The sequence below is a fragment of the Enterococcus sp. AZ095a genome (assembly GCF_050546735.1).
Lineage (GTDB): Bacteria > Bacillota > Bacilli > Lactobacillales > Enterococcaceae > Enterococcus_D > Enterococcus_D entomosocium.
Genome location: NZ_CP172953.1, coordinates 22,739 through 46,606, shown reverse-complemented (window position 1 = coordinate 46,606; position 23,868 = coordinate 22,739). Strand labels below are relative to the sequence as shown.

General features: G+C 45.0%; 22 protein-coding genes and 1 other annotated feature. Of the genes, 4 read left to right on the top strand and 18 right to left on the bottom strand.

What is annotated here, in order from left to right; translation table 11 throughout:
- Window positions 1-78: 78 nt before the first annotated feature.
- From IGJ26_RS00215 to treR, 3 genes are read left to right on the top strand one after another with little or no spacing between them, the layout of a single operon-like run.
- The gene (locus tag IGJ26_RS00215; RefSeq protein WP_196043911.1) at window positions 79-2,706 is read left to right on the top strand and encodes a glycoside hydrolase family 65 protein; all 2,628 of its coding nucleotides are present in this window, start codon (window positions 79-81) and stop codon (window positions 2,704-2,706) included.
- A 14-nt stretch (window positions 2,707-2,720) separates the two neighbouring features.
- Window positions 2,721-3,371 carry a beta-phosphoglucomutase gene (gene pgmB / locus IGJ26_RS00210; protein ID WP_005232889.1) on the top strand — a complete coding sequence of 217 codons (651 nt, stop codon included), beginning with the start codon at window positions 2,721-2,723 and terminating at the stop codon, window positions 3,369-3,371.
- A 54-nt stretch (window positions 3,372-3,425) separates the two neighbouring features.
- On the top strand, window positions 3,426-4,142 hold the full coding sequence (treR, locus tag IGJ26_RS00205) for a trehalose operon repressor (protein ID WP_005226457.1): 717 nt from the start codon (window positions 3,426-3,428) through the stop codon (window positions 4,140-4,142).
- A 302-nt stretch (window positions 4,143-4,444) separates the two neighbouring features.
- Here the strand turns inward: treR and rny are convergent, their stop codons facing one another.
- The 7 genes from rny to yfmF all read right to left on the bottom strand — a co-directional run bounded on the left by rny (window position 4,445) and on the right by yfmF (window position 13,414).
- Window positions 4,445-6,019, bottom strand: a complete 1,575-nt coding sequence (gene rny, locus IGJ26_RS00200; RefSeq protein WP_005232891.1) for a ribonuclease Y — start codon at window positions 6,017-6,019, stop codon at window positions 4,445-4,447.
- A gap of 242 nt (window positions 6,020-6,261) precedes the next feature.
- The gene (gene recA, locus IGJ26_RS00195) at window positions 6,262-7,305 is read right to left on the bottom strand and encodes a recombinase RecA (protein WP_430599771.1); all 1,044 of its coding nucleotides are present in this window, start codon (window positions 7,303-7,305) and stop codon (window positions 6,262-6,264) included.
- Window positions 7,306-7,407: 102 nt separating this feature from the next.
- The gene (locus IGJ26_RS00190) at window positions 7,408-8,646 is read right to left on the bottom strand and encodes a competence/damage-inducible protein A (protein WP_430599770.1); all 1,239 of its coding nucleotides are present in this window, start codon (window positions 8,644-8,646) and stop codon (window positions 7,408-7,410) included.
- A gap of 127 nt (window positions 8,647-8,773) precedes the next feature.
- Window positions 8,774-9,355, bottom strand: a complete 582-nt coding sequence (gene pgsA, locus IGJ26_RS00185) for a CDP-diacylglycerol--glycerol-3-phosphate 3-phosphatidyltransferase (protein WP_008376742.1) — start codon at window positions 9,353-9,355, stop codon at window positions 8,774-8,776.
- Between the two features lie 132 nt (window positions 9,356-9,487).
- Window positions 9,488-10,390: a helix-turn-helix domain-containing protein gene (locus IGJ26_RS00180; RefSeq protein ID WP_288363040.1), complete on the bottom strand. Its 903-nt coding sequence runs from the start codon at window positions 10,388-10,390 to the stop codon at window positions 9,488-9,490.
- Between the two features lie 464 nt (window positions 10,391-10,854).
- Window positions 10,855-12,153 carry an EF-P 5-aminopentanol modification-associated protein YfmH gene (gene yfmH / locus IGJ26_RS00175; RefSeq protein ID WP_288363042.1) on the bottom strand — a complete coding sequence of 433 codons (1,299 nt, stop codon included), beginning with the start codon at window positions 12,151-12,153 and terminating at the stop codon, window positions 10,855-10,857.
- Window positions 12,146-13,414 (bottom strand): EF-P 5-aminopentanol modification-associated protein YfmF, encoded by a 1,269-nt coding sequence (yfmF, locus tag IGJ26_RS00170; protein WP_005232897.1) that lies wholly within the window; start codon window positions 13,412-13,414, stop codon window positions 12,146-12,148. Before yfmF ends, yfmH begins: the two co-directional genes overlap by 8 nt.
- A 161-nt stretch (window positions 13,415-13,575) precedes the next feature.
- Between yfmF and mscL the strand changes: the two genes are divergently transcribed.
- Entirely contained in the window at window positions 13,576-14,022 is a 447-nt protein-coding gene (gene mscL, locus IGJ26_RS00165; protein WP_005232898.1) for a large conductance mechanosensitive channel protein MscL, read from the top strand.
- Between the two features lie 96 nt (window positions 14,023-14,118).
- Here the strand turns inward: mscL and IGJ26_RS00160 are convergent, their stop codons facing one another.
- The 11 genes from IGJ26_RS00160 to radA all read right to left on the bottom strand — a co-directional run bounded on the left by IGJ26_RS00160 (window position 14,119) and on the right by radA (window position 23,866).
- On the bottom strand, window positions 14,119-14,571 hold the full coding sequence (locus tag IGJ26_RS00160) for a GNAT family N-acetyltransferase (RefSeq protein WP_430599769.1): 453 nt from the start codon (window positions 14,569-14,571) through the stop codon (window positions 14,119-14,121).
- A gap of 61 nt (window positions 14,572-14,632) precedes the next feature.
- Window positions 14,633-14,878 (bottom strand): Veg family protein, encoded by a 246-nt coding sequence (locus IGJ26_RS00155; protein WP_005226417.1) that lies wholly within the window; start codon window positions 14,876-14,878, stop codon window positions 14,633-14,635.
- An 87-nt stretch (window positions 14,879-14,965) separates the two neighbouring features.
- Window positions 14,966-15,529 (bottom strand): sigma-70 family RNA polymerase sigma factor, encoded by a 564-nt coding sequence (locus tag IGJ26_RS00150; protein WP_005232901.1) that lies wholly within the window; start codon window positions 15,527-15,529, stop codon window positions 14,966-14,968.
- Window positions 15,530-15,624: 95 nt separating this feature from the next.
- Window positions 15,625-16,143, bottom strand: a complete 519-nt coding sequence (locus IGJ26_RS00145; RefSeq protein ID WP_430599767.1) for an NYN domain-containing protein — start codon at window positions 16,141-16,143, stop codon at window positions 15,625-15,627.
- Window positions 16,140-16,979: a 23S rRNA (guanosine(2251)-2'-O)-methyltransferase RlmB gene (gene rlmB / locus IGJ26_RS00140; RefSeq protein ID WP_005232903.1), complete on the bottom strand. Its 840-nt coding sequence runs from the start codon at window positions 16,977-16,979 to the stop codon at window positions 16,140-16,142. Before rlmB ends, IGJ26_RS00145 begins: the two co-directional genes overlap by 4 nt.
- A complete protein-coding gene (locus IGJ26_RS00135) occupies window positions 16,945-17,367 on the bottom strand; it encodes a Mini-ribonuclease 3 (protein ID WP_005232904.1) in 423 nt (140 codons plus the stop codon). Before IGJ26_RS00135 ends, rlmB begins: the two co-directional genes overlap by 35 nt.
- A complete protein-coding gene (gene cysS / locus IGJ26_RS00130; protein WP_016619443.1) occupies window positions 17,364-18,776 on the bottom strand; it encodes a cysteine--tRNA ligase in 1,413 nt (470 codons plus the stop codon). Before cysS ends, IGJ26_RS00135 begins: the two co-directional genes overlap by 4 nt.
- The gene (epsC, locus tag IGJ26_RS00125; protein ID WP_061054472.1) at window positions 18,769-19,305 is read right to left on the bottom strand and encodes a serine O-acetyltransferase EpsC; all 537 of its coding nucleotides are present in this window, start codon (window positions 19,303-19,305) and stop codon (window positions 18,769-18,771) included. The genes cysS and epsC overlap by 8 nt, the downstream gene beginning before the upstream one ends.
- 65 nt (window positions 19,306-19,370) lie before the next feature.
- Window positions 19,371-19,569, bottom strand: a binding site (T-box leader).
- Complete coding sequence (gene gltX / locus IGJ26_RS00120; protein WP_087664729.1) at window positions 19,566-21,023, bottom strand: glutamate--tRNA ligase; 1,458 nt, start codon at window positions 21,021-21,023, stop codon at window positions 19,566-19,568. Its footprint overlaps the feature before it by 4 nt.
- A 169-nt stretch (window positions 21,024-21,192) precedes the next feature.
- On the bottom strand, window positions 21,193-22,332 hold the full coding sequence (locus IGJ26_RS00115; RefSeq protein WP_005232908.1) for a PIN/TRAM domain-containing protein: 1,140 nt from the start codon (window positions 22,330-22,332) through the stop codon (window positions 21,193-21,195).
- Between the two features lie 163 nt (window positions 22,333-22,495).
- Window positions 22,496-23,866, bottom strand: a complete 1,371-nt coding sequence (gene radA / locus IGJ26_RS00110; RefSeq protein ID WP_005226394.1) for a DNA repair protein RadA — start codon at window positions 23,864-23,866, stop codon at window positions 22,496-22,498.
- Between the last annotated feature and the right edge of the window lie 2 nt (window positions 23,867-23,868).

Genomic DNA, 23,868 nt, shown 5'->3' with positions numbered 1-23,868 from the left:
GAGATAAATTGAAATAGCTTACAAATTACGTTATAATCATCTTGCATGTATAGACAAGTTTAAAGGAGGACAACTATTGTGAATACGATTATATTGTCTAAGGAAGAATGGCTGTTAACGGATCAAACCGGTACGACCTATCCGTTTTCTGGGACAGACAGTGAACGAGTTGCTGCACTGACCGCGCAGCTGCAGAAAATGGAAGGTGGCGGGATCGTCTCTGAATCTCTGGTGTTTACGAATGAAGAAGGGACTTTTTCACTGGACCAATGGTTGACAGAAAAATTGAATCGTCCCTTTGTTTGCACCACGAAAGAACAGTATGAAGAAAAAAGTGCTGAAATTCCTTGGAACCTCGAATACTATGGCTACACCCCTGGTAAAGATGAATACTCGGTGGAGTCACTTTTAACCGTCGGCAACGGCTATCTAGGGCTGCGAGGCACGACGCCTGAGATGACCATTTGTGAAGCGAACTATCCAGGGCTGTATTTAGCAAGTCTTTACAATACGGTGGAATCTGATGTTTCTGGTCATACCATCAGCAATGAAGACTTCGTCAATGCACCGAATCTGCAAAAAATGTACGTGAAGATCGATGATGAAGTGATCGACATTGCCAACAATCAGCTTCTTTCCTTTAAACGGACATTAGATCTGAAGACCGGCTTGTTCCAATCAGTGGCAGAAATTGAAACAAAAAAACAAAAGCGTCTGCGAATCGAAACGAAGAAAATCGCCAATATGCAAGACGTTCACCAATATAGCTTGGTCTATCAGTTTACCCCACTGAACTTTTCCGGTCCCGTTACCTTCGTCAGTGAAGCCGACGGATCGGTTTATAACTATAACGTCGCTCGTTACCGTAGCTTAACCAACCAGCATTTGACCGTGAAAGAGACAGCAGCTGAACAAAACAAAGCGCATTTAGTGGTCACCACTCACCAATCACAGATTACCGTTGTCCAATCCTCTGAACTGTTTTCACAGGACCTGCCATTGGCTGAGCTGCAAGCTGAAACAAACGACCAGCTCGTCCGTCAGCAAGTAGCCCTTGAGGTGACGGAGGGACAAACTTATCGGGTCGAAAAATCAGTCACTGCTACCGCTTATCGGCAAGAGGATCCGCAACCGGCATTTACGTTTTCTTCCTTAGCATTACCTGATTTTGCGACGATGTATACCGCCTCAAAACAAGCCTGGGCTGAATTATGGGCGAAAGCGGCCATCGAAGTCACTGGTGACTTGATGTCGCAAAAAATGCTGAATCTGCATACGTATCATCTGCTGGTCTCCGCAGCACCGAATGCTTATCAGGAGTCCTTAGATGCCAGTATCACTGCCCGTGGCCTACATGGTGAAGCCTATCGCGGTCATATTTTCTGGGATGAACTGTTTATCTTACCCTTTTACATTCTACATTTTCCTGACACCGCCAAAGAAATTTTGCTGTATCGCTACCGCCGCTTAGCTGCTGCCAAAAAAGACGCCCAAAAAGCCGGTTACCAAGGCGCCATGTTCCCATGGCAATCAGGCTTGGATGGCAGTGAGCAATCCCAAGAACTGCATTTGAATCCTATCAGCGGCGAATGGAAAGAAGACCACAGTCGCTTGCAGCGCCACGTCTCCTTAGCGATCGCTTATAACATTTGGCAATATTGGCACAACACACAAGACCGTCCCTTTATGGAACAATATGGATTAGAATTGATGTTAGAAGTCGCCCATTTCTGGCAAAGTGCTGCCACCTGGGATGATACTGCTCAACGTTACTTTATCGATAAAGTCATGGGACCAGATGAATTTCATGAAAGCTACCCAAATAGTGAACAAGGCGGCTTGAAAAACAACGCCTATACCAATATGATGGTAGTATGGTTGTTTGAAGAGATCGAGAACCTCCAACAACAACTATCAGCAGAGAGCTTCCAAGCAGTATTGGAGAAAACGGCTTTAACCCCAGCGGATATTGCTGCTATGGCAGATATTCGTACCAAATTAGGCTTAGAGATCGATCACGAAGGCATCATCGCACAGTTTGAAGGGTACTTCCAGTTGGAAGATCTGGATTGGGCCCATTATAAAGAGAAATATGGCAACATTTATCGGATGGATCGCATCCTAAACGCTGAAGGCAAGAGTGCTGACAGCTACAAAGTCGCGAAACAAGCCGATAGTTTGATGATTTTCTATAATTTCTCAAAAGAGCAAGTCAATCAAATTTTGGCGGATCTTTCTTACCAACTGCCAACAGACTATATTGAAAAAAATCTCCATTATTATTTGGCTCGCACCTCCCACGGCTCGACTTTGTCGCGGATCGTTCACGCTCAGTTAGCGGCAATGGTGGATGATCAGGAATTGGCTTGGTCGTTATACCAAGAAGCCCTCTCTTCTGATTATCGTGATATCCAAGGCGGGACCACGGCAGAAGGCATTCACGCCGGTGTCATGGCCGCTACGTTGTTTATTCCGTTAACCACTTTTGCTGGGATTGATATTCGAGAAGAGCAACTGCAGATCACACCAAACTTGCCAAAAGCTTGGGACAGCTTAGCCTTTCAGCTAGAAGTTCGCGGCACCCGCTTTGCATTGAATGTTACACATGAAACATTGACGATCACCGCTGATCAGCCAGTCACGATCTTAGTGAATGGGCAGCAAGTTTCTCTAGAAGCAAAGAAAGAAGCAACGATTACTTACTAAAAGGAGTGTTACACATGAAAAAAGGATTTGTTTTTGATTTAGACGGCGTTATCACGGATACAGCTAAATACCACTACATCGCATGGAAAGAATTAGCTGCGGAGATTGGGATCGAGATCGATTTGAAATTCAATGAGCAGTTAAAAGGCATTAGCCGCATGGATTCTTTAGAGCGAATCTTAACACTAGGCAACAAAAATGATGCCTACACAGAAGTCGAAAAAGAAGCCTTAGCGACAAAGAAAAATACCCACTATGTACAATTATTACAAAGCTTGACTCCTGATGATCTATTGCCGGGGGTAAAGACGTTCCTTGATGAAGCCAAAGCAAAAAATATTCCTTGTGCCATCGCTTCGGCATCCAAGAATGCGCCGTTTATTTTGGACAAACTAGGTGTCATGCAAGACTTTGATACGATCGTTGACCCAGCAACCTTGAAAAAAGGCAAACCAGATCCAGAAATCTTTATCCAAGCAGCGCTAGCACTAGGCATTGAACCGGCAGAAGCAGTTGGGTTTGAAGATGCTCAAGCAGGGATCGACGGCATCAAAGCTGCTGGTATGTACGCGGTAGGCGTTTATTCAGGAGAAGAACTACACGGTGCAGATGTGATCGTTGAAAAATTGACGGATCTAAACATTGACGAACTTTTGGCGAAATAGTCGATTGCATTTCCAAATTGGCCTCGCTATAATAGCCAAAGAGGGGGCAATCCGATGAACAAGTTCAAAGAGATATTTTTAGATTTAGAACAAAAAATTCTAGCAAACGAATACCCTCCGCATTCTTTGCTGCCTAGCGAAAACCAATTGATCAAAACTTATGGTGTCTCCCGCGAGACTGTCCGTAAGGCATTGAATTTATTGCGGGATGCTGGTTATATCCAAAAGAAACAAGGGAAAGGTTCGATCGTTTTAGACTTGAATCGCTTTGATTTCCCGATTTCTGGCTTGACGAGTTTTCGTGAGCTGCAAGATACCCAACGCATTCCTAGTGAAACAAAGGTTGTCGAGATCCGTAAGATCGCCGTTTCGCCAAAGCTGCACGAGACCACTGGTTGGCCTGTCGCTTCTGAGGCATGGAAACTGATCCGTCAGCGGAGAATCGATGGAGAAGTGGTGATTTTGGATAAAGATTACCTTGATGCTTCTATCATCGAAGAGTTGCCAGAAAACCGAGCGAAAGTATCGATTTTTGATTACTTTGAAAATGATCTTGGCCTTGAGATCGCTTATGCACAAAAAGAAATCACTGTTGACCCCGTCAACAAAGAATTGCGGGATCTAATGGATCTGCGTCCTGAAGATCAGCATGTCGTTACGGTTCGCAGCCTCGTGTATCTAGAAGACACGCGCTGTTTTGAATACACCGAATCGATCCACCGACTGGATAAATTCCGCTTTGTGGACTTTGCCCGTCGACGCAAGATTTGATGGACGTATAGACGTGAAAAAGACAAAACAGACCTAGACTTCACCGAGAAGTCTGGGTCTGTTTTATCTTTCAATCCCCCCCTCTCGAGATGATGCTGGATCGATCCTTCCTCTTTTCGCCTCTGTCGCTAACGATTCATCCTTTTGCTTTCCCGGCGTTTGGCTGCCGACGAACAAAAAAGGCTCAATCATTTATGGGACTGATGAAAAGCACAGTTGATTTTGAACAACTCAGTCGTCCTTATTAACAGTCAGCCACACAAAAAAAGCAGTACCCTCTGAGAGGATACTGCTTTTGCTTGCTATTTGGCGTAATCCGTTGCGCGGGTCTCGCGAATAACGGTTACTTTGATATGACCTGGGTAATCCAAATCGTCTTCGATCTTCTTGCGGATGTCGCGAACCAATCGTACAGCATCCAAATCAGAAATCTCTTCTGGTTTGACCATTACACGGACTTCACGTCCGGCTTGGACGGCAAAACTGGAATCGACACCTTTGAAGCCGTTGGCGATATTTTCTAGGTTTTGCAAGCGGCGAATATAATTTTCCAATGATTCGCTGCGGGCACCTGGACGGGCTGCTGACAAGGCATCTGCGGCTGCAACTAAAACAGAGATAACCGATGTTGCTTCAACATCTCCATGGTGAGAAGCGATCGCATTGATCACCACACCATTTTCTTTGTATTTGGCAGCTAACTCAGCCCCGATCTCAACGTGAGAGCCTTCGATTTCATGGTCAAGGGCTTTCCCAATATCATGCAAGAGTCCGGCACGTTTGGCTAACTGGATATCTTCACCTAATTCTGCGGCAAGAACACCGGTTAGTTTTGCGACTTCGATCGAGTGGTTCAAGACGTTTTGTCCGTAGCTGGTACGGAAACGCAAACGACCTAAAATCTTGATCAAGTCTGGATGAAGGGTGTGAGCACCGACTTCAAAGGCTGCTTGTTCCCCATATTCACGAATATGCTCATCCATTTCTTTCCGAGATTTTTCGACCATTTCTTCAATTCGAGCTGGATGGATCCGGCCGTCTTGAATCAGTTTTTCAAGGGTCATACGAGCAATTTCACGGCGAATCGGATCAAATCCTGATAAGACGACTGCTTCTGGCGTGTCATCGATGATCAAATCGATCCCTGTCAATGTTTCAAGGGTCCGAATGTTCCGACCTTCTCTTCCGATGATTCGACCTTTCATCTCATCATTTGGTAATGATACGACCGATACCGTGGTTTCAGACACTTGGTCTGCGGCACAACGTTGGATTGCTAGGGACAAGAGATTTTTTGCTTTTCGATCTGCTTCTTCCTTCGCACGCTGTTCAGATTCTTTGACCATGATCGTTAATTCATGGTTCAATTCCTCTTCCGTTGATTTCATGATCAACTCTTTTGCTTCATCTCTAGACAGCGCGGCGATGCGCTCTAATTCTTTCTGTTGTCCATCGATTAAGTTTTCTACTTCTTTTTCTCGCTCGTCAATTAATTGTTGTTTCTCACTAAGTCTGCCTTCTTTATCTTCAAGTGAGCGTTCTCGTTTTTCCAAAGAATCGTCCTTACGATCAAGTACTTGTTCTCTTTGGAGTAAACGATTTTCTTGTGATTTTAAATCAAGTTTGCTTTCTTTCAACTCACTTTCAATCTCTGACCGATACTTCTGATTTTCTTCCTTAGCTTCTAACAATGCTTCTTTTTTAAGAGTTTCTGCTTCTTTCTTAGCGCTTTCGATAATTCCAGCTGCAGAATTTTGGGCGCCGTTGATTTCTTTCTCATGACGAGATTTCGTCACATAAACTCCTAATCCAAGACCGACAATTAAACCGATGATAGCGAGGAGAATGTAAAGTAGTTCCAATGAATCCACCTCCATACTATCTTTTTAAATATTTTGTAATTTTGATTAACAAAGGATAACAAAATTATCAATTCGCTACTTCTTATGTGGAAATCCACATACGTTTATTCTAATGTTTGAACACAAGAGTGTCAACTTTAAATAATAAAGTAAACTTTCGCAACCCTTCCTTTTTACGGATGTTTTTTCAACAATAGATGAATCTAGCAAAAAGCCACAAAAAAGCCAAACAACCTCGTTGTTTGGCTTTTCAAGACTTATTCGTCTAATAGTAATTCTTCTTGCGCTTCCTCGAGGGTTACGGTCTCTCCTGTTCCAATCCCGTAAGCATCGCGGACGCGAGCAGAAACTTCTAGCATCATTTCTTGGTGTTCACGCATATAGTTTTTGGCGTTTTCACGACCTTGACCGATGCGATCCCCTTTATAGGCATACCACGCACCGCTTTTATCAACGATGTCTTGTTCCACGGCCATATCCAATAATTCACCTTCTTGTGAAATACCTAGACCATACATCATGTCGACTTCCGCTACTTTAAATGGTGGCGCTACTTTGTTTTTGACTACTTTGATCTTCGTGCGGTTCCCGATGATATCTGTACCGGATTTCAATTGCTCAGCACGACGTACTTCCAAACGGATGGTTGAATAGAATTTCAACGCACGTCCACCAGGTGTCGTTTCTGGATTCCCAAACATGATCCCAACTTTTTCGCGAATTTGGTTGATAAAGATCGCGATCGTTTTCGTTTTGTTGATGGAACCAGAAAGTTTCCGTAATGCTTGTGACATCAAACGAGCTTGCAAACCAACGTGGGTATCACCCATTTCACCATCGATCTCCGCTCGTGGGACTAAAGCTGCTACCGAGTCAATAACTACGATATCAACCGCACCACTTGAAACTAAGGCGTCAGCGATCTCTAATCCTTGTTCCCCTGTATCTGGTTGTGATAACAAAAGATCATCGATATTTACGCCTAATTTTTGCGCATACTGAGGATCTAACGCATGTTCGGCATCGATAAATGCTGCTGTTCCGCCATTTTTTTGGACTTCCGCAATGGCATGTAAAGCAACTGTCGTTTTACCAGAACTTTCTGGGCCGTAAACTTCTACGATCCGTCCTCGTGGGTAACCACCTACACCTAATGCAACATCCAAGGCCAATGAACCACTTGGGATCGTTGAAATTTGTTGATCAACTTTTTCGCCAAGCTTCATGATGGCACCTTTACCATAGTTCTTTTCAATCTTCTTTAGTGCAGCATCTAAGGCTGCTTTACGATCATCTGCCAAACGGATAATCCTCCTTATATTCATCACTTTCGTGTGTCGTTCATAAGATAATAATAGTCCTTCTGAAGGGAAATTGCAAGAAAAAACGAACAAACATTCGCATTAATTTAATAATTCCTTACGTATTTGATTTAAGCCTGCCATGACAGCACTATGCCGAATATAGGAGCGGTCGCGGTTGAAGTGATACAGCTGGCTTGAGACGCCTTTGTCAGAAGCTAAGGCGATCCAAACAGTGCCTTTGGGCTGACCTTCTAGTTCGTCTGGACCAGCAACACCGGTGAAGGCCACCGCATAATCGGTCTCTGCTTGTTTGCGGGCATAGACGGCCATTGCTTCCGCACACTCCTGACTAACAGTCCCATAGCTTTCTAAAAGCGCTGAATCGATGCCTAAGAGCTTGCTTTTTGTTCCAGCAGAATATGTCACGAACCCACCGGGAAACACCTCAGAGACGCCAGGAATCCCTCCTAAGGTCGCTTGAAACAAACCAGCGGTCAAACTTTCCGCTGCGGTGACGGTTTTCTTTTTCTCGATTAGTAGATCGACGACTGTTTCTGCCAGCGAATTTTGTTCCCCATATCCATAGAAATACGCACCGACCCGTGCTTGGACGGTTTCTTCTAATGCATCCAATTGTTTGATTCCTTGCGCCTCATCTGCGGTTTTGACCGTCAGACGCAATGTGACCTCATTGGGTTTGGCATAAGGGGCGATGGTGGGATTGACTTGGTTCTCGATCAAATCGGCCAATTCTGTGACCAACGCCGATTCCCCGATCCCGTAATAGCGCAAAACGCGAGAAAGCAAGACTTCTTCTTGGGGAAACTGCTCTAACAGAAGTGGTTTTGCGTGGGTAAGAAACATCGCCTGCAGTTCACTTGGCGGTCCTGGCAGCAGCAAATAACTGGTAGCGGCTGTCTGATAAAAAATCCCGATCGCTAGTCCATTGGGATTTGGCAAAGACACACCGTCTTTGAAGACTAAGGTCTGCCGCAAATTGTTTTCCGTCATCCTCCGTTGACTGTTTTCAAAGAAGGCTTTCAATTGGTGATAACCTGGTTCATCTCGCACTAATTCCTGTCCCACATGGCGCGCAGTGACTTGTTTCGTCAAGTCATCGTCGGTGGGCCCTAAGCCGCCGCACAGCACGATCAAGTCGCTGCGTTTGTCGGCGATCGTCAGCAATTCTTCTAAGCGATTGGGGTTGTCCCCGACAACACTATGATAAAAAACATCGATCCCAAGACTTGCCAGTTCTTCTGACAAGAAGGTCGCGTTCGTATTCACCACCTGTCCTAAAAGTAATTCGGTCCCGACTGCAATAATTTCTGCTTTCATTCGTTTACTCCTTCATTTATCAGATACGTAAAAGTCTTTCATATTGACAAAAAAAGTCCAGAAAACTTCTGAACTTTCGTGACTTGTATCCTTGTTTTTATCGCTTCTTTATCTAGATCTAGAAATTTTACATAGAATCTTTAAAAACATTCGTATTTTTTATGAAATAATCGACCCCGGAATAGATCGTGAAGATCAAACATAGATACAACATGATTTGATCGACAGGTAAACCGATCATTGAAAAGGGAATGTTGTTCAAGAACAAGAAAATGATCGCAACCATTTGTGTCGCGGTTTTGATTTTCCCTGGCCACGCAGCAGCCATGACTTCCCCGCTTTGTTCCACTAACAACAAGCGTAACCCTGTCACTGCCAACTCGCGGCAAACGATGATCGAAACTACCCAGCCTGGGGCTTTGTCTAATTCAACCAGCATGATAAAAGCCGTCATGACGAGCATTTTATCTGCTAACGGGTCAGCAAACTTCCCGAAGTTGGTAACAAGGCCTCTGGAACGAGCGATCTTGCCATCTAGCCAGTCTGTAATGCTGGCTGCCGCAAAAAGGATCGCTGCAATAAGGTGCGTGTTTTCTAATTGTGTCGTACCAACGGTCAGCGTACCAAGATCGATTGGCAAAACCAAGACCAAAATAAAGATGGGGATCATAATGATCCGTAATACAGTTAATTGATTGGGTAAATTCACGAAATAGACTCCTCTCTGCCGACTATTGTACGAAATAACGGCAAATCATGCCACTACTTCTGCTTTTCAATGGTCGGATGCAACAGATAACTTTTTAGCTAATGATACCTCAATAAGGCGCATTTGTCAGATTTATGCCGCATCGTCTTGGTATTCAATCACGAGGCGGACTGTCTTTTGTAACAATTCAAATTGCGGGTCAGAAAAGTCCACTTCCTGACCATTGGCAGTGATGGAGATATTTTGGCTTGCGCCCAGGGTCAAGGTCGCATTCGTGGCGCCTTCTGGCAGCGTCATCGATTGCGTTTCCCCCGCTTGTAGAGTGTATTGGTACACATAAGCGTTGTCAACTTGTACACCGACCCAACAAGAAGCATCTAGCCCAGTAAATGCCAATTCAATAGGGTTTTCCGCATCTTTCATCGTGATCGTGATCGAGGATTGCGTGGAATCGCTAGCCGTCATCGTCATTTTCGCTTCGCTGGATTCCGTCGTACTTGATGACTCCGTCGCTTCACTCGAAGTACTGGTTTCTTCCGTACTTGTCGTGGTGGAAGCTGTAGACGCCGAATTTTCTACCACGAGAGAAGAACTCCCTTGGATCATCGGTGTTGTATTACGGTCTTGCCAAGCCATGTAGCCCACGATACTCACGATCGTAATGGCAACCAGACCTAATAAAATCATCGGCAAATAGCGGACGACAAATGAGCCGCTTTTTTCTTCTACGTGCTGTGCTTTTCGTGAGCCGCTGACGGTTTCAGGCTGCGGTCTTTTGGGTAAGGGGGCGTCTAACGTATCTTTGCCATCAAAAACGGCCACCAATTTGTCGCCGTCTTCTCCAACCGCTGCTGCATATTGGCGAATAAACGCGCGGACATAAAAAGTGCCTGGCAATTGATCAAAACGCTCCGCTTCAATTGCTTCTAAATAGCGTTTTTGGATCTTTGTCATTTGTTGTAATTCAATCAATGAAATGTTTTTATCTAAACGGGCTTGCCGTAATTTTGCTCCAATCGTTGTTTCGTTGGCCACTCGATCATCTACTCCAGTCTTTTATTCATCTTTAAAAAAAGCCCTAAAATCGCTTCGCTGCTTGTCGTAAGGTCAGCAAAGCTGCTCTATCATTTTAAAACAGGGGTTCCCTGTATCAGTCAATAAAAAAAACTCCGTCACGCCGATTTCCATCTGGGCGCGCCGTCTACTAAATATAACATTTTTTCCGTGATTTTTTGCAAAAAAACAAAAAAAGATTTTGCTTCAATAATTAAAGAATACCATAAAAGAAAAAGTCTGAGGATAGCCTAACCACAACTCGCAAACAAATTTTAATACTTTTCGCCAAATTGGCATCAAAATGCAAGAAAAAACCACCCTTTGACGCAAAAAGAAAACACTGAATGATCTAGGAGGTGGGCAGCCCTTGAGCTGTTGGGCCTTCCTCCTTGAATCATTCAGTGTCGCTTAAATGACAGCTGTTTGACAAAACCAGCCTTCGCTTAGACTTTTTCCGTTGGATACATGTAAAAACGGCTAAACGCTTTAGGATCGATAAAGGAACGAGCCGCTTGCTGAACATCTTCCAAAGTGATCGATTGGATCACCTCCGGTAGATCAAAGAGCGTCGTTTCACCGAATAAGCTTTGGGTAAACTGGTTTGCAATAAACTCCAATGAGTTCAGTGATTGGAAATATTTCCCTAGCATTTTCTTCTTCAATAACGTCAAGTTTTCTTCATTAATCTCTGGGTCGTGCTGGAAATTCATTAAGATCGCTTCGATCTCTGCCAACATTTCTTTTGGCTCTTCAGAATCCCCCGAGAAATCGGCAAAGTAAAAGCCGCGATCCAAGTTCACTTCAAATCCAAACGTGTCATCGATGATGCCTTGATCATACAGACGCAAATAATTGGCGGAAGTATTGCCTAAAACCAATTGGCAGAAAAGGTTCAACGCATTTTTGAAGCGTAAGAGCTCTCTTCCTGATTCCGGCAGTTTGTTCAAGTCCCCTTTGATCCCTAACACGCCTTTAGCACGTGTCACTGGCATGGTAAGGCTTGATTCTGCTTGAATATCGGCAAAGGTTTCTTCAGGAAACTGGCGAATGATCGCTTGCGTTTCTGGAAAGGTCTTGGCCGCTTGATTGGTCCGAATCCACGCCATCGTTTCTTCCGGATCGATGTTGCCTACCACAAAAAGTGTCATGTTGCTTGGGTGATAGAAGGTATTGTAGCAAAGATACAAGTCTTCTGCGGTGATCTGCGCAATGCTTTCCACCGTACCAGCGATATCGATATGCAGGGGGTGCTTCGGATACAAATTTTTGATGATGCCGAAAAACTGCTGCCAGTTCGGATCGTCATCATACATTTGGATTTCTTGGCCAATGATCCCTTTTTCTTTTTCGACGGTTTCTTCTGTGAAATACGGGGCTTGAACGAAATCGATCAACGTTTCAAGGTTCAGCTTGATTTGATCGGTTGCCGAAAAAAGATAGCTGGTTTTCGTGAAACTGGTAAAGGCATTGGCAGAAGCCCCCTGCTGACCAAAGGTTTGAAAGACATCGCCGTCTTCTTTTTCAAACAGTTTGTGCTCTAGAAAATGGGCAATGCCATCTGGAACTTGATGCAATGCTTCGGGTGAAAACCCGAAATGATTGTCGACAGAGCCATAGTTCGTACTGAAAAGTCCGTAAGTTTTATGGAAATCGGCTTTTGGCAGCAAATAAACTTTCAAGCCGTTTGGCAATACTTCTTCATAAAGGGTCTCATTGATTTGCTGATAGACTTTTTTATTCATGGGTCGTCTCCTTATCCAGGAAGAATACAGCTTGCAAGGACACGTTTTTGGCCAATGCTTGGACATCTGCTACGGTCACTTGAGCCAATTTCTGCATAAATTCATCTTCCGTCATTTTCGTATTCGGTACCCACTGATTCAGATAGGCTGTTTCGATCAGTGCTTGTGGGTTATCCAACGAAAGCAAGTACTGGTTTTTCAACATCGCTTTTGTTTGTGCCAGTTCTTCCGCTGTGACTTCGCCACGCTGCAAGCTTTGCAGCTGTTGTTCGATCAATTTGAAGACCTTGTCGCGGTTTTTGCCGTCGATTCCTGTTTGGACCGACAAGTACCCGCGAAACGTATCGATACTGCTGGAAGCATAATAAGCCAAACTTTCTTTCTCTCGGACATTCATAAACAGTTTTGAATGAGGGAATCCGCCAAACAACCCGTTGAAGACCATAAAGGCGATCCGCTCGGCTTGGTCATAATACACGCCAGTATGATAGCCTAAGTTCAATTTGGCTTGAATGATTGGTTCCCGCAAGATTTTCTCGCGAATGATATTTTCCGCCGCTTGCTGATAAAAGACCGGTATTGCTTGGTCTGGCCGATCGGTAAAGGCCATGTTCTGGAAAATCTCCGCGACTTCTGCTTCAACCACATCGCCGATCACAAAAAGATCGATTTGGTCATTGTCCATCATTGAGCGATAGGTTTGGTAAAGCTCTTTTGCGGTCACAGCTTCTAAGTCTTGGGGACGGCCAAAGCTCGGATACTTCTGATTCTGATCGTTTTCGAAATACAACTCTTGCAGCCCTAAAGAAGCCAATGCTTGCTTATCTTCTGCCACACTGTTCATATAGGCGATCAAGTTGTGCTTTTCGATGGTAAAGTTCTTTTCCTCAAATTGCTCCTCGTGGGCATTCGGATGGAACAAAACTTCTGCTAAAAAAGCGGCTGCTTGCGGCAAGACTGCTTCATCTGACACATACTTCCCGTTGACAAAGGACATCGCTGCATTGATTTGATGCAGATTGCCCCGTTTGTTGACATTCATTCCGAAGCTGGCACCGTAAAGCTCCGCCAGTTGACTGCTAAATGCGGTCTGCGTCGGATAAGCCAAACTAGTCGTTTCTAATAAACTAGTCAATAAAGTCCGTTTGGCGGTCATTTCGGCCTGCAATGGTGCAGTGAACCGAACGAAAAAACGGATCGTTTTATACTTTTTGGTCGGCAGCACCGTTAACCGAACACCTTTTTTTAATTCAATAGACATGTGACACCCCTTCTAGAAGCAAAATTATCTCTTCAATTATAGCATAGCTGACAAACTTTCTCCTTGGCTCATTGATCAAACCTGCTGCAGCGAGCGTTTTTTTTTATAAATCTTGCATTTTTCGCTATACTGTCAGTAAGATTTAGAAGGGAGGATACAGGATGATTAAAGAATTTAAAGAATTTATTTTACGAGGAAACGTCATTGACTTGGCGATCGGGGTCGTAATCGGGAGTGCCTTCACCGCAATCGTCACTAGTTTAGTTGAAGGATTGCTGACACCATTGGTTTCATGGATCTTATCACTCTTCGGTAACGCCGATGCCTTTTCTGGCTTGGTCTTTGAACCCGCCAAAAATGTAGTCTTTGATTTTGGCCGCGTCATCACTGCCATTATTACGTTCTTGATTACCGCATTTGTCTTGTTCTTGATTGTCAAAGCAGTGAACAAATTACGCAATCTTAAACAACAACCTGAGGAAGACGAAGTACCAGAAATCACTGCAGAGGATTATTTAGAAGAGATTCGTGATCTTTTAAAAGCGCAAACGCCTACTGCCAACACCGTTGATCCACGTCCAACATCATTGGACGATACGATCAGATAAGAAACCGGCTCTTTGTCATTAAGGACAAAAGAAGCAATTCGGATTCATCCGATCCATCAATCATAGCACTAAAAGAAGCAAGCACGGCGAACCTCTCTAGAGAGTCGCTGTGCTTGCTTCTTTTTTCATCCCGACATGCAGGATCCCGTCTTCATAAAAAGGCGGTGTAATGGTTTTAAAGCCATACTGGCCGTAGAATTTTTCTAAGTGGGCTTGTGCTTCGATCTCAATAGGCAAAGCCGGATAACACTGCTCAATGCGATGCAAAACTTCTTTGATCAGACGATGGCCTTCTTTTTGCCCCCGGTATGTCGGTGCCACAATGATCCGACCAAAATGCACCGTTTGTTCCTGCTGGAAAATACGGGCATACGAAACGACCTGCCCGTCCTCATCAAGGGCCCATAAATGTTTGGCCTGTGCATCGATCGCATCGATCTCCTGATACGCACACGCTTGTTCCACCACAAAAACTGCTGTGCGCAAACGGGCAAGTTGATAAAACTCCACCCCAGTCATTTCCCCTAAATCTTTTAGAAAAAACGCCATCCCATCACTCCTTATCTTGTTGAACCAAAAAAGAGTCAACAAAGTGTCAACTCTTCTTGTTTCAAACAGCTTCCGATAAAAATTCAATCTCAACAGTTCTGGTTAAAATATCTGAATAACTATAAGAAACCCGCTCGAATGAATTCTCGTTTGGATCCAAATCTACAACAAAAACTGAAGGATAAGTTTCTGTCAAAACGCCGCGACGTTCAGTTTGACGCTTACGTCCAGTCTGAGCAACTAGCATAATCTCACTACCGATACGGCCTTCTAAATCTTTCTTGATTGTAGCTAAAGTTGTTGGCATCGCATTCACCTCGAGCATCATTATACCACGAAATGCAGAAAATTTCAAGTTTACCATAAAATAATTCTACTTTCAATAAGATTTTTGTTAAACGTCTTTGATAAGCGCTATCAATTTTGTCCTACCGCGACTGAAAGCGCTTTTTATTTTTTCGTAAGACAGCTTTTCTTGAGCCGCAATCTGATCAAGTTCTAATCCTTTTAAATAATTCATTATAACCATTCTTTCTAAAGACGATAAACTTTTCGGATACTCTACCAACGATTCATTAACAAACAAATAGGTCTCTGCAGTTTCCGCACAGCGATTATGATCGGTCAAAAACCGATTGCCTTCCTGTGAAAGCTTTTCTTCCAGCGAGCAGGCATCGACTTGGGCTTTGCGTTTTTGGGCATGCTGCGCCCGCAACAAGCTGCAGATACGGTTTTCAAAGGATCGCTTAAACAAGATACCCAGCGTCGTTCCTTTGTCCTGATCGTAAGTCTTTAGACACTTATTAAAAACGATCCGGCCTTCTTGCAGCCAATCATCTAAGTCATAATCCCGCAGATAATATTTTTTATGCAAAATCTCAACGATCGGTCGATATTTTCTGAACAACTCTTCAAATCTATCAGAAGGGTGTGATACTTGTCCTTCTTCCCTGCGCATCGATATCACTCCTTTTGTTTTTGCTTCATTTGCTACAAAAGGAGCGTATCATAAATGGCTGGGACATCTTCTAATTTACCAGACCAACTTTGTCCCTAACTAAGGTCGCGCAATTTCTTTTCAAGTTCAGCTAATTGTTCCGGTGACCAAGGGGAATTGCGCCGGAAATTTTCAAACCGCAAATCGGTTTGATGCTCGTGGATGTCTTTTTCCGTTTTTTCCACGCTTTTGTACAATTCCCGTGCCGAAGTTCGTAAGGCACCTTGAGAGAAGATCACCCACTGTTCGGCTAAATCGCTGGTAGCGACGGTGACTTGCGTCAATCGATTGTTTAACTCACCAGCGATTCGTTCAATGTAGCTGTCGGCGGTCTCTCCTTCTTCGGTAAAAATAACTTCCAGCTGATATTTGGTGTAACTTTGTGTCACACCAGGCACCAGTTGGGCATCAAAAACAACGATGATTCTCAAGCCTTCATATTTTGCATAATTCGATAGCCGGTTCAGCAAAGCTTCTCTCGCATCTTCTAAACGGTCCTGATTTTTCAAAAGAACCATCTCCGGCCAAGCGCCAATCATATTGTAGCCATCCACGATCAGCAAAGGGGTTTTCATTGGGATGCCCCATTTCGGCTAGTAAAGGCCTGATACATCAACAAGCCTGCCGCCACACTGGCGTTCAAGCTCTGCACGTGCCCGGTCATTGGGATCGTCAGCATTTGATCCACTTCTTTTTTCAAACCTTCCCCCATGCCGCGACCTTCGTTACCGATGATCAAACCGACCGCCCCTTGGGCATTCCATGTACGGTAATCACTGCCGCTCATATCAGTACCGAAGATCCAAAAACCAGCTTTTTTCAGCTGCTGGACTGCTTGGGTCAAGTTGGTCACTCGAGCCACAGGGATATGTTCCACTGCGCCGGTCGATGTTTTCACCACGATCGGCGTGATCCCCACCGCACGGTGTTTCGGAATGATGATCCCGTCTACGCCGCTGGCATCAGCGGTTCGCATGATGGAGCCGAAATTATGGGGATCTTCTAGATTATCTAAAATCAGATACAGCGGCTGTTCTTTCGTTTGGGCCAACAATTCATCCAAGGTCAAATACTGGTAAGGGGTGATCGCCAAGATCATGCCTTGATGGACCCCTTGGTCACTCATCGTATCCAGCTTTTGTTTTGGCACCCATTTGACAGGAACTGCCTGTTCCCGTGCCATTTCTTTCAGACGATCGATCTTTTCTCCCCTTGCCTCTTCAGAAAGAAACAGCTTGTTGCCTCGCCCTTCTTTCAAGGCTTCAGCAACCGCATGATAGCCAAAGACAAAATTATCTTCGATGGCTTCTCCCTCGGCTTCTTTGCGGCGATCCGGTCTATTTTCTTTTCTAGCTTCTGATTGGCCAGCTGTTTTTTTATTTGGACGCTTTCTTTGCGGTTTTTCTCGCATCTTCTTCTCCTACTTTCTTTATACACCAGTCTACCAGCTCGTCTAAGCGTTCTTTTTGCTGCGTGAGGTGCAAATACCCGATCAGCGATTCAAAGCCAGTAGCGATGCGATACGTCGTGACATCGGCATTTTTGGCACCCGTATGACTTTTACTATTACGGCCGCGGCGATAAAAATCATGTTCTTCTTCGGTCAAGATCTCTTCATCCAACATCTTTTGGATCAACGCTGCTTGGGCCTTGGCAGATACATAGTGGGTCGCCATATGGTGCAGTTGGTTTGGTCGGGTTTGGCCTTGGGCGACTAAATAATCGCGAATATAGACTTCATAGACCGCATCCCCCACATAGGCCAATGCCAAACCATTCAATTGTTTATAATCTCTCATATTTCTCGTCTCCATCGGGTTCCTTGCGGGGTATCTTCTAAGATGATCCCTTGTTCTTTCAACTCATCACGGATTTGGTCGCTGCGGGCAAAATCTTTGGCTTTGCGGGCGGCGATTCGTTCATTGATCAGCTGTTCGATTTCTTCATCTAGCAATTCTTCTGATACAAAATAAATCCCGAAAATCGTCAGCCATTCGCTGAACTTGGCTAATCCAGCGGTTAATAAAGCCAAGTCTGTTTCTGGGTCTTCGCTAGCTAAGTTCAGCCACTTCGCCAATTCATAGACCACTGTGATCCCATTAGCCGCGTTGAAATCATCGTCCATTTCTTTGATGAAACGTTCTTCAAATTCTTCCAGAACCGGTGCATTGACTTCCTCATCGCTGGCTTGATAGTGACTGCTATTCAAGCGGAATTTGGCATTTTCATAGGTCGTACGCAATTTTTGCAGATTGGTTTGTGCTTCATGCAAGGTAGTCTCGCTGTATTTGATTGGTCGGCGGTACTGAGTCGTTGCCAAAAAGAAACGCAGCACCTGTGGATCAACTTTTTTGACCATCTCATGCACCGTGACGAAGTTGCCCAGCGACTTACTCATTTTTTCTTCGTCTTCACCGATCGTCACATAGCCATTATGCATCCAATAGTTGGCAAAGGTCTTGCCGGTTTTTGCCTCGCTTTGGGCGATCTCATTTTCATGATGAGGGAAGGTCAAGTCTTGTCCGCCTCCATGAATATCGATGGTCTCGCCTAGGTGTTTGGTCGCCATCACCGAGCATTCGATATGCCAGCCGGGACGGCCGGCTCCCCAAGGAGATTCCCAAGCGATCTCATCGCCTTTTGCCGCTTTCCACAAAGCAAAATCCAACGGATCTTCCTTGATTTTTTGTTCTTCACCGGTTCGCTGGCTTGCGCCGACTTCCAGCTCGTCGATGGATTGGTCGCTTAATTGCCCATAGTGAGCAAATTTACGGGTACGGTAATAAACATCGCCATTGACTGGATAGGCATAGCCTTTTTCTACAAGAGCAGCAATAAAGGCAATGATGTCTTCAATATGATCCATCACACGAGGATTCATCGTAGCAGGTTTGACATTCAGCGCTGCAGTATCTTCATTGAAGGCGTTGATAAAACGCTCTGCCACTTCTGGGGCCGTCGTACCTAATTCTTTTGCTGCACGAATGATTTTATCATCGACATCGGTAAAATTCATCAAATAGTCCACTGTATAGCCGCGGTATTCGAAATAACGACGTACGGTATCAAATGAAACAGTACTGCGGCCATTCCCGATATGGATATAGTTATAGACGGTGGGTCCGCAAACATACATTTTTACTTTCTTTTCTTCCAATGGCTGAAACACTTCTTTTTCTCGTGTCAGCGTATTATAGATTTTAATCATCGTGGGTAACCTTCTTTCCTTTGATTCGAACGATCTTTGCCGGGATGCCGACAGCAGTTGCTTCTGCGGGGATATCCTTCAAAACCACTGCATTGGCGCCGATCTTTGCACGCTCACCGATCGTGACAGGACCTAAGATCTGCGCATGGGCTGAGAGAAACGCACCGGTTTTAACCGTGGGATGACGCTTGCCCCGCTCTTTGCCGGTTCCCCCCAGGGTGACTCCGTGAAACAAGACGACATCATCTTCAATGATCGCCGTTTCCCCAATCACGACCCCCATCCCATGATCGATAAAGACCCCTTGACCGATCTGGGCACCAGGATGAATCTCGATCCCGGTCAAGAAACGCCAAAACTGGGCCGTCAGTTTTGCCAAAAAATACCAGCGATGCTGAAACAAAAAGTGCGCCCAACGATGCCAAAATAAGGCATGGAATCCCGGATACGTGATGATGATCTCCAACGTTGATCGCACCGACGGATCGTGTTTTTTTGTTGCCGCAATTGCTTTTTTGAACCAAGTCATCTTCTCACCTGCTTTATCCAAACTTCTTGATACGAAAAAAGCGTCTTTCAAATAAGTTTCCTTATTCAAAAGACGCTTTTTTGCGTGGTCCCACTTTTGTTCGCAGTTCGGCACTGCCTTCAAGCGGGTAACGTCCGCTGCTTCGTCTTTGACTTGCGCCAAAGCCACTCCTAGGTGCATTTCCTAGCCTTTTTTGACCACTCTCACCTTCCGTGGCCTCTCTGAAAAAAATCGGCTAGTACTTCGTCTATTCGCTGTGTTTATAACACGTTATTCAAATGATCAAGGGCTTTTTCTTTCCCTAATAATTCAACGGTATCCGGTAGTTCTGGTCCATGGGTTTGGCCTGAGACTGCCACTCGGATCGGCATGAATAAATTCTTGCCTTTGATGCCTGTTTCTTTTTGGATCTCCTTGATAGCTGCTTTGACTGCTGCAGCTTCAACAACTGGCATCGCCAGCAATTTTTCTTTAAAGGCTGTTAAAACCGTCGGTACGGTTTCCCCTGCCAAGACTTCTTTGGCTGCATCATCTAATTCAGGGTATTCTTCGAAGAACAATTCCGAAAGATCGACGATTTGAGCCGCAAAACTCATTTGTGGTTGATACAAGGAAACGATTTTTTTCAACCAAGCAGCTTTTTCTTCGGTCAATGTTTCTTCGATGCGGCCAGCTTTTACCAAGTAAGGAACGCACATTGCCGTCAATTCATCCAAATCCATTTGTTTCATGTATTGGTTATTGACCCATTCCAATTTCTTGGCATCGAAGGCAGCTGGTGATTTGCTCAACCGTTCAGGATCAAAGATTTTGATCAATTCTTCTTGAGAGAAAATTTCTTCCTCCCCAACTGGTGACCAGCCTAAAAGTGCAATAAAGTTGAACATAGCATCTGGCAAATAACCCAATTCACGGTATTGCTCGATGAATTGCAGAATCGATTCGTCCCGTTTGCTTAATTTTTTCCCAGTTTCGCTATTGATGATCAACGTCATATGCCCGAATTCCGGTGCTTGCCAGCCAAATGCTTCATAGATCATCAACTGTTTTGGTGTGTTGGCGATGTGGTCATCTCCACGCAACACATGGGTGATTTTCATATGATGGTCATCCACTGCTACTGCAAAGTTGTAGGTCGGCATGCCATCACGTTTTTGGATGACAAAATCGCCACCGACATTATCTGATTCAAAAACGATCTCGCCTTTGACCATGTCATGGAATTTGTATTCAGTATTGCGAGAGACACGGAAACGAATCACTGGTTTCAAGCCTTGTGCTTCTTTTTCGGCTTGCTCTTCCGGTGTTAAGTTGGCACATTTCCCTGCATAATGAGGCATTTCGCCACGCGTTCTTTGGCCTTCGCGTTCGGCTTCCAACTCTTCTTCCGTACAATAACACTTATACGCACGATTGCTTGCGAGCAATTGATCGATCAGTGGTTGGTAGATATCGCCGCGTTCTGATTGACGATACGGCCCATATTCCCCTGGATTTTCAGGTGATTCGTCCCAATCCATCCCTAACCATTGCAAGTTTTCAAGCTGGCTTTTTTCACCATCTTCAATGTTTCTTTTTTGATCGGTGTCTTCGATTCGGATAATAAATTCACCGTCATTGTGACGAGCAAACAAATAATTGAATAAAGCCGTCCGAGCATTCCCGATGTGTAAATGTCCTGTTGGACTTGGCGCGTAACGTACACGTACTTTTGTCATTGTTTTCCTCTTCCTTCATCTGATTTCCAAGCCAGCCAAGCTGCTTGGGGCTTATTGTTCAGTTTAGTGGGAAAGACCCGCGTAAAAAACAGAACCCTCAAGTTGAATTGTACAATCAATAACCCAATTAGTAAAGGCAGCTGGCATATTTTACGCCAGCTGCCGAGGATTATTTCTCTGATTTTGATCCTTCTTTGTTGTCGATACCGCGACCAGAATGGGCTGGTTTGGCAAAAATCATCCGCCCAGCTGCCGTTTGCAAGGCGCTGGTGACGATCACTTCGATGTGTTCGTTCATGTAATGCTGGCCATCTTCCACCACGACCATCGTCCCGTCATCTAGATAAGCGACCCCTTGCTGCCGCTCCGTGCCAGCTTTCACTACTAAGACGTGCATGCTTTCTCCTGGAATCACCACTGGTTTGACCGCATTGGCCAACGCATTGATATTCAAGACCGGCACATTTTGAAATTCAGAAACTTTGTTTAAATTGTAGTCATTAGTCACAACGACACCATCCAGCAATTTCGCTAACTTGATCAGCTTGCTGTCGACTTCGGAAATGTCTTCAAAATCGCCTTCGTACATCTCAACTGCGATGCCTTCTTCTTTTTGCAAAGCATTCAAAATATCCAAGCCGCGACGGCCCCGGACCCGTTTCAAACTATCGCCAGAATCTGCGATGTATTGCAATTCATACAAAACGAAATTCGGGATCAGCAGGACGCCTTCCAAAAAGCCGGTTTTGGCAATATCATAGATCCGGCCATCAATGATCACGCTGGTATCCAAAATTTTGTATTTGTGGAAATGGTCCGCAATTTTTCTTTCTAGCATCTGCTGTTCATCTTGCTCTTGAGGCTCTGCCTTTTTGTTTTTCGGGGCAAAGACTTTTTTCCATTCATCGATCCGTGTCGTCCCGATCTGAAAACCGAGATACCCTAACAGGACCATCACTAAAATTGGGGCGATCCCGTTGATAAAAGGAATATCCCAATTGTAAAAAGGAATCGACACGATCACACCAATCATCAGACCGATGATCGAACCAATTGCGCCAAACAAGAGATAGGTTAAGCTCAATTCACTTAGTTTTTCTTCAATTTTGCGAATACCGGCTGCAATATATTTCGCTAATAGTAAAGATAATAAAAAGAAAATAAGGGCTCCAAGCAAACTATTAGTGATGTTATTATTCAGCCATTCATTTTGGGTTTGCCCAATGGCTTGCCATGCGATGGGCATCAGTGAGATCCCTAGACTTGCTCCGGCAAGTACCATTAGTGCGGTAATGACTCGTTTCTGCATACATGTTCCTCCATACTCCAGTAGGTTTCTTTTGTTCAAAAATCCGTGCTGCCAAACTGACTCCTTCCACCAGTCAGCGGCTGTCGGTTGGTTCAATGAATGAACCAGCAGCGTCAGGGCAAGAGGAAGGGAGATTGCCCCTTGCTCTTGCAGTGACTCCACTTTAACGGAAGACTTTCCGTAAGGTTTCGGCTAAGGTAGACACGCCTTCGACTTCGATGCCTTTTGGCGGCTGCCAACCAGTCAGATTGTTTTTAGGCAAATAAACTTTTGTAAAGCCCAGTTTCTGCACCTCTTTGACCCGTTGTTCGATCGCATTGACTCGGCGAATCTCACCCGTCAAGCCAATTTCACCGATAAAACACTCCGTCGGGCTGGTGCCTTTTTCTTTATAGCTGGAGGCGATACTAACAGCGATCGCTAGATCGATCGCGGGTTCATTTAATTTGACCCCGCCGGCTGCTTTTAAGTAGGCATCTTGATTTTGCAGCAGCAAACCTGCCCGTTTTTCTAAAACCGCCATGATCAGCGAGACCCGGTTGAAGTCTAGCCCCGTCGTCGTGCGTTTGGCATTGCCGAACATCGTTGGCGTGACCAGTGCTTGGATCTCCACCAAGATTGGCCGACTGCCTTCCATTGCCACTACGATCGCCGATCCAGTTGCGCCTTCTAAGCGTTCTTCCAAAAAGACTTGTGACGGATTGGCGACTTCTTTCAACCCGCCTTCTTCCATTTCAAAAATCCCGATCTCATTGGTGGACCCAAAGCGGTTTTTGACGGCCCGCAAAATCCGAAAGCTGTGGTGCTTTTCGCCTTCGAAATACAAGACGGTATCCACCATGTGCTCCAGCATCCGCGGTCCTGCGATCGAGCCTTCCTTCGTCACGTGGCCAACGATAAAGATGGCGATGCCATTGGTTTTAGCGATTTTCAGCAATTCTGCGGTCGTTTCTCGCACTTGGCTGACACTGCCTGCCACACTGGTGATATCCGGTTGGGTCATGGTTTGGATCGAATCGATGATCACATAATCTGGGCGGATGTTTTCGATCGCTTTACTGATCTCTGACATGTCCGTTTCCCCATAGAGATAAAATTCCGTGTCGATGGCGCCTAAGCGCTGCGCCCGCATTTTGATCTGCTCGGCACTTTCTTCTCCTGACACATACAAGACCGTTCCGCCGATCGCTGCTAATTGCTGGGAAACTTGCAAGAGCAGCGTCGATTTTCCGATCCCGGGATCCCCACCGATCAAAATTAAGGAACCTGGGACCACGCCGCCGCCTAAGACGCGATTCAACTCAGCGAGTTTCGTTTGGACCCGCGGTTCTTTTTTCGGTACGACATCGGCAATTTTCGTCGGCTGCATCTTTTGCCCCGTCAATGTCGTACGTACACGACGATCAGCGGTTTCTTGGATCACTTCTTCTACCATTGAATTCCAGCTGCCGCAATTGGGGCATTTTCCTAAATATTTAGGGGAACTATACCCGCAATTTTGACAGACAAATTGACTTTTTGCTTTTTTTGCCATTG